At 56.6% G+C, this 7,417-nt stretch carries 6 protein-coding genes; 1 reads left to right on the top strand and 5 read right to left on the bottom strand.

Annotated features, from left to right (window positions below; all coding sequences use genetic code 11):
• Nucleotides 1-1,092: 1,092 nt before the first annotated feature.
• From A3A5_RS40215 to A3A5_RS0109675, 5 genes are all read right to left on the bottom strand, one after another.
• Nucleotides 1,093-1,635, bottom strand: a complete 543-nt coding sequence (locus A3A5_RS40215) for a GNAT family N-acetyltransferase (RefSeq protein WP_018310393.1) — start codon at nt 1,633-1,635, stop codon at nt 1,093-1,095.
• 1,041 nt (nt 1,636-2,676) lie between these two features.
• On the bottom strand, nt 2,677-3,126 hold the full coding sequence (locus A3A5_RS38060; protein WP_035812165.1) for a zinc-finger-containing protein: 450 nt from the start codon (nt 3,124-3,126) through the stop codon (nt 2,677-2,679).
• A gap of 698 nt (nt 3,127-3,824) precedes the next feature.
• A complete protein-coding gene (locus tag A3A5_RS0109690) occupies nt 3,825-4,028 on the bottom strand; it encodes a cold-shock protein (protein ID WP_018310391.1) in 204 nt (67 codons plus the stop codon).
• Nucleotides 4,029-5,142: 1,114 nt separating this feature from the next.
• On the bottom strand, nt 5,143-5,265 hold the full coding sequence (locus A3A5_RS45375) for a hypothetical protein (RefSeq protein ID WP_018310390.1): 123 nt from the start codon (nt 5,263-5,265) through the stop codon (nt 5,143-5,145).
• Nucleotides 5,266-5,659: 394 nt separating this feature from the next.
• Entirely contained in the window at nt 5,660-6,703 is a 1,044-nt protein-coding gene (locus tag A3A5_RS0109675; RefSeq protein ID WP_026200625.1) for an adenosine deaminase, read from the bottom strand.
• Between the two features lie 539 nt (nt 6,704-7,242).
• Here A3A5_RS0109675 and A3A5_RS41075 point away from each other — a divergent pair.
• On the top strand, nt 7,243-7,417 hold a 175-nt coding region (locus tag A3A5_RS41075; protein ID WP_198293121.1), incomplete at its 3' end, for a transposase.

Genomic DNA, 7,417 nt, shown 5'->3' with positions numbered 1-7,417 from the left:
CTCGTCAAATTGGTTCGCTCCTCGTCGGTCAACATGATCTCGGGGGCAACTCGCACTCACTCTCTCCACGCTGTGTCGCAGTGTGGGCATTGGAGACGCCGAATTCATATAAGTTCAATCAAGAACAGAACGCTACACTAGCTGGGGGACTATGACGGCCCTAATTAGAGAACCTTTTGTGCCGCCCGCAGGCAGTAGGCTGGCCTAGCCTGAGATGACTGAGAACGAGCAGAAGAGCTCGCCACTGGCTGTCCGTTCGATGCCGGCGGCAACGTGAGCCAGGTTGCAAGGGAGACCACGTACCAGATGCAATTGCAGATGCTGAACAGTATGCCGAGCCTGGGCGTTAGGCATGAGCAACGCCGCCGGCGCTGCGAGCGCCGGGCACGCCATGACGCGACATGCTAGGCCCAGCCCGCATTCAGATACAGTCTGCGCCCAATTGCCGCCGGCCGGCATCCAATTGCAGGGGGTTGCCTACCTTCTCGCACTTTCGCTGTCGTGGCCGAATCCGCTGGCGTAGGGTTCGTGTGCACGATCGATCATGTCTTCTCTTGACAACCATTTGGTCATGACGAAGTTCACGTAGGTGACGCTCACTGAGGCGTATCCACAAGATGTGATACTTTGTGATGACGCTATGCTGGTCATGGCGCCAGTATGTCTAGATCGTGCGCGATCAGACAATTGCACTGCAGTTGACGGTGGTCTGCATGCGCTATGCGTTCCATGCAATCCCATGTTCGTCAGTAGGTCAATGAGGCAAGAAACCTCAATCCTTTCGTGAAGACGACGTATGCGCTCAGGCGTGAGACCTCGTCTGTGTAGATCGTACGCTGAAGTTCGTGCACCAACTCATCGAAGTTCAGCAACGCAATGTAGTTTTCGGCAAAACCCCACGTTTCTGAAATAATTGCACCGAAGATCGAAACCCTTTAGGTAGAGCTTTCGCACAGACAGAAGCGCAGTCGAGGGTGAAGATCGAAACCGAGAAATTTCAATACGGCCATTCCCTAGTTCATATCCGCGCCTGTGCAAGTTGGCAAGAAACGCGTCCTGAGAAGATATTCTGAGGCGACGCTTGCGTCAGTCTTATACGTGGTCTTTTCCTTTTGTCATTCGCGTATCCGTTTCGCGGTAGCCAGACGTCCGGTATAGGCCAAGCGCGTGCGCATTGTTCGAATTGACAAACACCTCCGCAAAGGTGAGTCCGCGCTCCCGCATCCATGCATCGGCCTGTTGGATGAGCTTCCGGCCAATACCTTGGCCTCGCCAGGCAGGCAATACATAAATCCAGCTTAACACTCCAATCCTCTCACAGAGATACCATTCGGGACGGGACTGGGCATAGATCAGCCCGCATATAGCTCCGTCAATCCAGGCCACGCGAACATAGCGCTCAGGGTCTCCGGCGGCCGCTCTTAATTCGGCCCAGTCACGCTCGACCAAGCCATTCTCCTCGATATGGGCACATAACGCCGCCTTTCCTGTCACCCTGCCGACGGTCGTGTGCCAGTACGTCAAATGATCAAGCAAAAACTCGCGGATCCATGGTCGCACGTGTGCTTCGTCCGCCTCTGCCAATTCGCCAAATTGCACTTCATGTATGCCTGCTATCTGGGATAAGCTATTCATGATCTGAGGCCAAATGGGTCATAGTTCCAAGGGCACTGCCCAAGTAACGCACTATAGAGTGGGAGTATTGGGCTCGGCTTAGAGAAAGCTGAGTCGTCGCCAGTGCCGTGCTTTTCGAGGCGGCGGCGCAACACCGCGAAGGTGCACGATACGCGAGTCCTTTTATCTCAACAGGGAGCGCGAGCATCTATCCGATGACTCGCCCTCCTTGTGTTCATGCAATACACCGGCCAGCGTGCGACCCTGTTACACCGTCCCCGGCTCGCTCCAGCCAAAGCAACATCCAGGCCTGACTTGTACAAGGTTGTAGGCCCACGGCCGGTGCTGGGGGGATTGGCGAGATCTCAAGTCACGCGGAACTATAGTTGCCCTGTTTTTCAGGACCGCTACCGGCAGCAATACTGGCTCGCTAAGCCAGACGCTCGGCGATCAAGACAACACACCAAACGACACTGACCACTCCGCCGTGGAAGAGAACCAAGCACGCCGACGAGGTGATCTTCTATTGAGCCGACATTCCGGCGGCTGATCGGATTGACACATAACTTGATATAGGTCAAGGCACCGCGGCGGCTGGCTTGGTAAGGTTTGACAAGTCATGGAGATGCGGGGGCGCTCTTCATGACTTGTCAACTCGTTTCCAGAATGGAAACTTCACCCGCACCGGTTCGCCGGTGCGGGCGTTTCTTTCTGTACGGGCGGTCCGGCCACCTAGGGAGGCGGTTTGGTGTGCTGACGGGCGAGTCTGTCCGCGTATGCCAATTTGGCCAGCGACTAAGGGGCCGTAACCGGCCGAAACCGAACTCTGGCTGACGAGCATGCCAAAGACAATACCCCCCGCGCGGCCACTACTGAACCCACGCCGCACGCGCGCCTCCCGCTGGATAGTCCCAAAGGCGATGACGAAGCATTCCGTGGTGCGAATTGCGACAGCGATAGCAATGGGTTGCGTTCTATAAGCACGGCGACCTACCCGTGGGGCTGTGACAACTAAGCAGATCACAGTACGGTCGTCGCGGCGCGGAGCCGGCCTGATTGGGTTCAGGCCGTACGATCTGGTCGGCGCGAAGCTTGAAACTCCGCGGTGTATCGGATCGCCTGTTCACATTGTTCCAGCGACAATGCATGAATGCTCGGTGTTGTGACATCCAGATCAAGGGATGCAATAAGCCATTTCATGGCTTTGCCACGGGCCTCGAAGGCATTGACCCTGTCGCGCCTTATCTTTGCCGCGACCAATGGTTCGAGCGCATCGTGCAGCCGCATCTTTCGCTCCCGCAACGCTGCGTTGGCCAGCCGCCCCAGTGGCACGTTGTGCTTACTCCGTGTCCGCACGCCGATCCAGGCTTGACAGGCGGCGCAAATCCACACAGGCCCGTGGTCATCGAGATAGGGATACGCCTCCTCGCCCGCGCTTGCAAGGAGCGCCCTGGCGCCACAGTACTCGCAGACGGGCTGGGGAAGCGCAGGAATTGGGCGACCAACGCGCATTAATGGACCTCCGCAGCGCAAGATGCGAAATCAAACGGGATGGGGTCGACGCTATGCGCCAGACGGTGTTTGCAGTACGGCTGCTCGCGGTCATTGAGGACTGCATCGACAAGTGGTCATTCTTGGCACCGAGATGCAACTAGGCTGGCACGTGCTCAGGCTTGAAGCGTACGATGCAACGGCTGGCCTGTGCAGGCACGTCCTGAGGCGGCTCGTCGCTCGTTGGGGGCTGACAAAACCAATGAAGATCGTCATCCTTCTTCCACGTCCCAATGGTGAATGAACGCGTCGGTTGTGCTTGCGCCAAGCAATATGGCGAAACGGTGGGGGTTCGGTCCATCGGCGCACTGCAGAGTTGCGTGGACATATATCGCCTCGAATCTGATTGGCAGCATTCAAATGTAGGCGCAAGGGATGTAGCAAGGCCGTCCTCTCACCGCCCGGCGATTCAGTATGCCTGCCACTACGACGCCCCTTGCTGGAGCCAGCCGCGAATACCAGAATCGCTGGAGCTGTCAGATGCCCTGCTATGAAGGTCTCGGTGAAGATGAAGTTACAAGCTTGAAATTACCCCGATCCTGCAGGGGATGAGGGCCCCATTTCCGGGAAAAAATCCTCTACAAAAGTAGAGGCGGCGGCGTCAAATCCATGCACAAATTAGCAAGGCTCGCCATGCCGCCAGCAAGGTGAAAAGGCTCTCATAGCTTGCGAATCTTGGACGCCTGCGGCCCCTTCATACCTTGCGTGATTTCAAATTCTACTTTCGCGTCCTCCTCCAGTAACTTGAAGCCGGATCCTTGGATCTCCTTGTAATGGGCGAATAAGTCTTTGCCGCCATCATCAGGCGTGATGAACCCATATCCTTTTTCACCGTTGAACCACTTTACAGTACCAGTCGCCATTTCATCCTCGAAATTGTTACATGTTTGGGCTTCATCGCCACATCTCCCGTATTGAGACCTAGCGTGATTGCTAGCATAACTTATGCCACGTACTGACACCATGACAACCTCGTAACAAAACTTTAAACAAGCCTTCTGAAGACCACCACGCTTCCATCGTGGCGCGTAGCGAAATTGTGACGACAGTTCCGACCCACCGACGTGGTCCGCCGGTTGGCCTACTGTGTGTGCCATGAGTCCGCGCTTTAAATGCCATGGCATCTTCTTGGTTGCCTGCCGGAAAAGTGTATGCACTAAGCCCTTAGATGAACGACACGGCAGTTAGTTTCCGCTTGTCGTAATCGCCCGAAGAAAAGAGATCACTTTGCGAGGACTTTGCGCGCATGTCGATGACTTGCAAAGGATGGTCAATCAGGGCTGATATCGCCGATCCTAGCAAATGAGCTATGAATCATCGCGCCTGGTGAGTCGCGTGGGATTCGAACCCAGGGTGGGAAGTCTCCGGCGGATTTAGAGTCCGCTGCCTGCAACCAACACGGCGAGCGGCCCTGTGCCCGACCCAGTTTCTAGCCCGAAGTTCGCTCCATCAAGAAGTACCGTACTTCGATCATGTTGAGCAACCATCGCCGTGCGGTGACGCAGAGAAGGCCGTGGGAGCCCGTGCAAGCGTTGTTACCGACGCGCATTTACGCATCTAACTCCGGCTCCATTTTCGTACTAGGTAATGGTATGCCCATGTCGCAAGTCAGTCCAGTAAAAAGCCGTGTCACGTCATAACGCCTATTTAGGGCGGTTCGCGGGCGCCGAACGGCAACTGAGTTTGCCACCCGGGGCATGCGCGCCAGTCGGGCCGACTAACCTCATGCAAGGCACGCAGATTCATTATCGAATCTTATTTTCGCCTCTTGAAACCTGCCTTCGCGCGCGACCATGGCGGGCAGACCGCCCTACCTTCTTCCAGCTGTTTGGCTGTTTGCACAGGACTGAGCGTTCCAGCGTAAAGCCGCCTGCTCGCCATTGTCACAGCCGGCCATGCTTTCGCTCGCCGACCAAGAACTGCCCCTTAATTTTGTCTTCGCCGACCCAGGGGCTGCAGCCCTTCGGTTTTGGTGGCTCAAATGACCGCTGCCACCAGCACCGGCCATTCGCTTTTTCGCGGACCAAACGACTGCAGCACCTCCATGACCTGCCACTGACCAGGCGCCTCGCAGGCGACGACCATGGCCAGCGGTTCCACGCGCTTAGCGGCAGCTCTCAGATGCTTCGAACTCACAGTACCGAACCGAGGCGGCAGTTTCTGACCTAGCCCGACAGGCCTACACAAATCCTGGCGGTTCCACCCGTCGCACTAGCCGAGCTCCGTCTTTTGCAGTCACATTCGCATCTCCCGGCCTGGCCATCAAGTCGCGAAGCGATTAGCCTCCAACTTCTGGGTCAGCCGGCAGGAAGTCCGTTAAGGCCTTTCAGATAAAGGCCAGTGTATTCAACAAATAGGCGCGCCGATCGCCTTGATCAACTTGTCTTGCGCCAGGCGGCACTTGTTGGACAACGACTCGATGTCCACACCGATCGGCGCGCGTATTCGATTCAGCCCATCGACCTTGAGCGGATTTCCGGGAAGAAATCGGATTTTAAGCTAGGCCCTCTATGAATGAGTAGCGCTTGGCCACCTGAAATTGATGGCGCAAGTCGCCGACTGACAGTCCTTCTGCCATGGCGGCGGAGTGATCATCGACTAGGCCGCGCTGGTGGATCCCTGGGTTATCCGAGCAGATGACGAACGGAACTCCGTGACGCCGAAACTCTTGTAGCGGATGTGCCTCCTCGGAAGACACCGCACCGGTCAAGCGGTTGCTGATCGGGCACACCTCGACACAAACGTCCTCCTTTGCTAGGAGATCCATCAACTCAGGAACCTTACTGGCAGCCGTTCCATGCCCAATGCGGTCAGTTCCAAAGAGCTCGATCGCTGAGCGCACATTCTCCGCTCGGCCGGTCTCACCCGCATGGATTGTGATTCCAAGCCCGAATCGGTCTTTGGCCTCGCGGAACAACGATGGCAGCTGTGCGGGATATGACATCTCTTCATCGCCCGCGAGATCGAGACCGACCACATCGTCCGGCTCGCCCAGATCCTGGTAGGCCTGCAGGAGGGCGGTCAGCGCAGTCGCGCCATAGTCGCCGCGCGTCACTGTGAGAATCAACCCGCGCCGGATATTCTGACGCTCTGCTGCGTCTCTGGTGGATTCGATGAGGCGTTCCAGCGCTTGAGTCGGTGAGCACTTTTGCAGAGTAGCGAGGTACAACACGCTGCTTCGAAGTTCGACGAAACGCACGCCGTTGGCGGCCATGTTGGCTAGGGCAGCAATGCAAAGACGGTCCAGGTTCTCTCGCTTCCTTGGAAAGAGGCGTAGAATCTGCCATGGTGTTAAGTACGCCGCTAGTGACTTGCAAGGGGTGAGGCGGAGCAAGTCCCGCGTGATCTCAAAGCCCCGTGGAAGAACAGTAGTTTCATCGGCAAGAATATTTTTGATGGTCGACGCCGGGATCGCTCCGTTTAAGTGCACATGGAGTTCTGCGCAGTTACCAACGCTGGCTGAGACTGGCCCGTCTTGGCGTTCCCCCTCGCTGCTGGCATCGAGCATCCCTGGCAGATCAAGTTGCCGTTCGTTCAATCGCTGTCCCTGTATTTATTCATCGACTGCTCCCGGCTAACACCATCCGAGTTGCGTCAGAGGCCGCCGTTTCGGCAGGTCTGGCCCCTGGTGCAGTTAGCCGCCTTCTGGCGGCTACGCAGTCAACGCCCGCCGTGCATACGTTGAGAGCCATTATATCCGTATAGGGGCGTACCGTGAGTTGCTGGCGCTATGAATCGCCATTGGGCGCCGCGCTACGTTCCTTGCCAGATCGAGCCGGCACACACATTTTAGGTCATCCAGGCCGTGTTCCATCGAACGGCCAACTTCACTGACCGATAATTCTTGGTCTCGTACTATCCGTATCACTTCCAGCTTGGATTGGCATCAAATTGTCGGCGCCCTTCTTGTCACCTACTTTTTTCCTCGTCGATATGGGATTGTCCTCCTATCGAGATGTCCGAGAAGCCTAGGCAACTAGAGCAACGAGGGTGCGTAGATTGGATCATGCTTATCCGGTTGTCTCCCAAGCCCTCTACCGATAGTATGTTGGTCATCTGTGCCACCCCGGGGCAACCATGGTTATTGACGTGCTTGACCGAGGCGATCTNCCGTTTCCGGGCTCGCTGCCGGAGTTTCAGCGGATGTTTCCAGACGAAGCGGCATGCATGGCCTACCTTGAGCGCGCTCGATGGAGCGATGGGTTCATTTGTGACCACTGTGGCTTGCTTGGTGAGCCGTACCGCTTTGCCA

The organism is Cupriavidus sp. UYPR2.512 (assembly GCF_000379565.1).
Classification (GTDB): domain Bacteria; phylum Pseudomonadota; class Gammaproteobacteria; order Burkholderiales; family Burkholderiaceae; genus Cupriavidus.
The sequence above is the reverse complement of the archived record's forward strand: the minus strand, read 5'-3'. Positions and strand labels throughout refer to the sequence as shown.

Coding starts and splice junctions, on each gene's coding strand:
- A3A5_RS40215 (WP_018310393.1), bottom strand. CDS start 1,635: ATGAATAGCTTATCCCAGATAGCAGGCATACATGAAGTGCAATTTGGC.
- A3A5_RS38060 (WP_035812165.1), bottom strand. CDS start 3,126: ATGCGCGTTGGTCGCCCAATTCCTGCGCTTCCCCAGCCCGTCTGCGAG.
- A3A5_RS0109690 (WP_018310391.1), bottom strand. CDS start 4,028: ATGGCGACTGGTACTGTAAAGTGGTTCAACGGTGAAAAAGGATATGGG.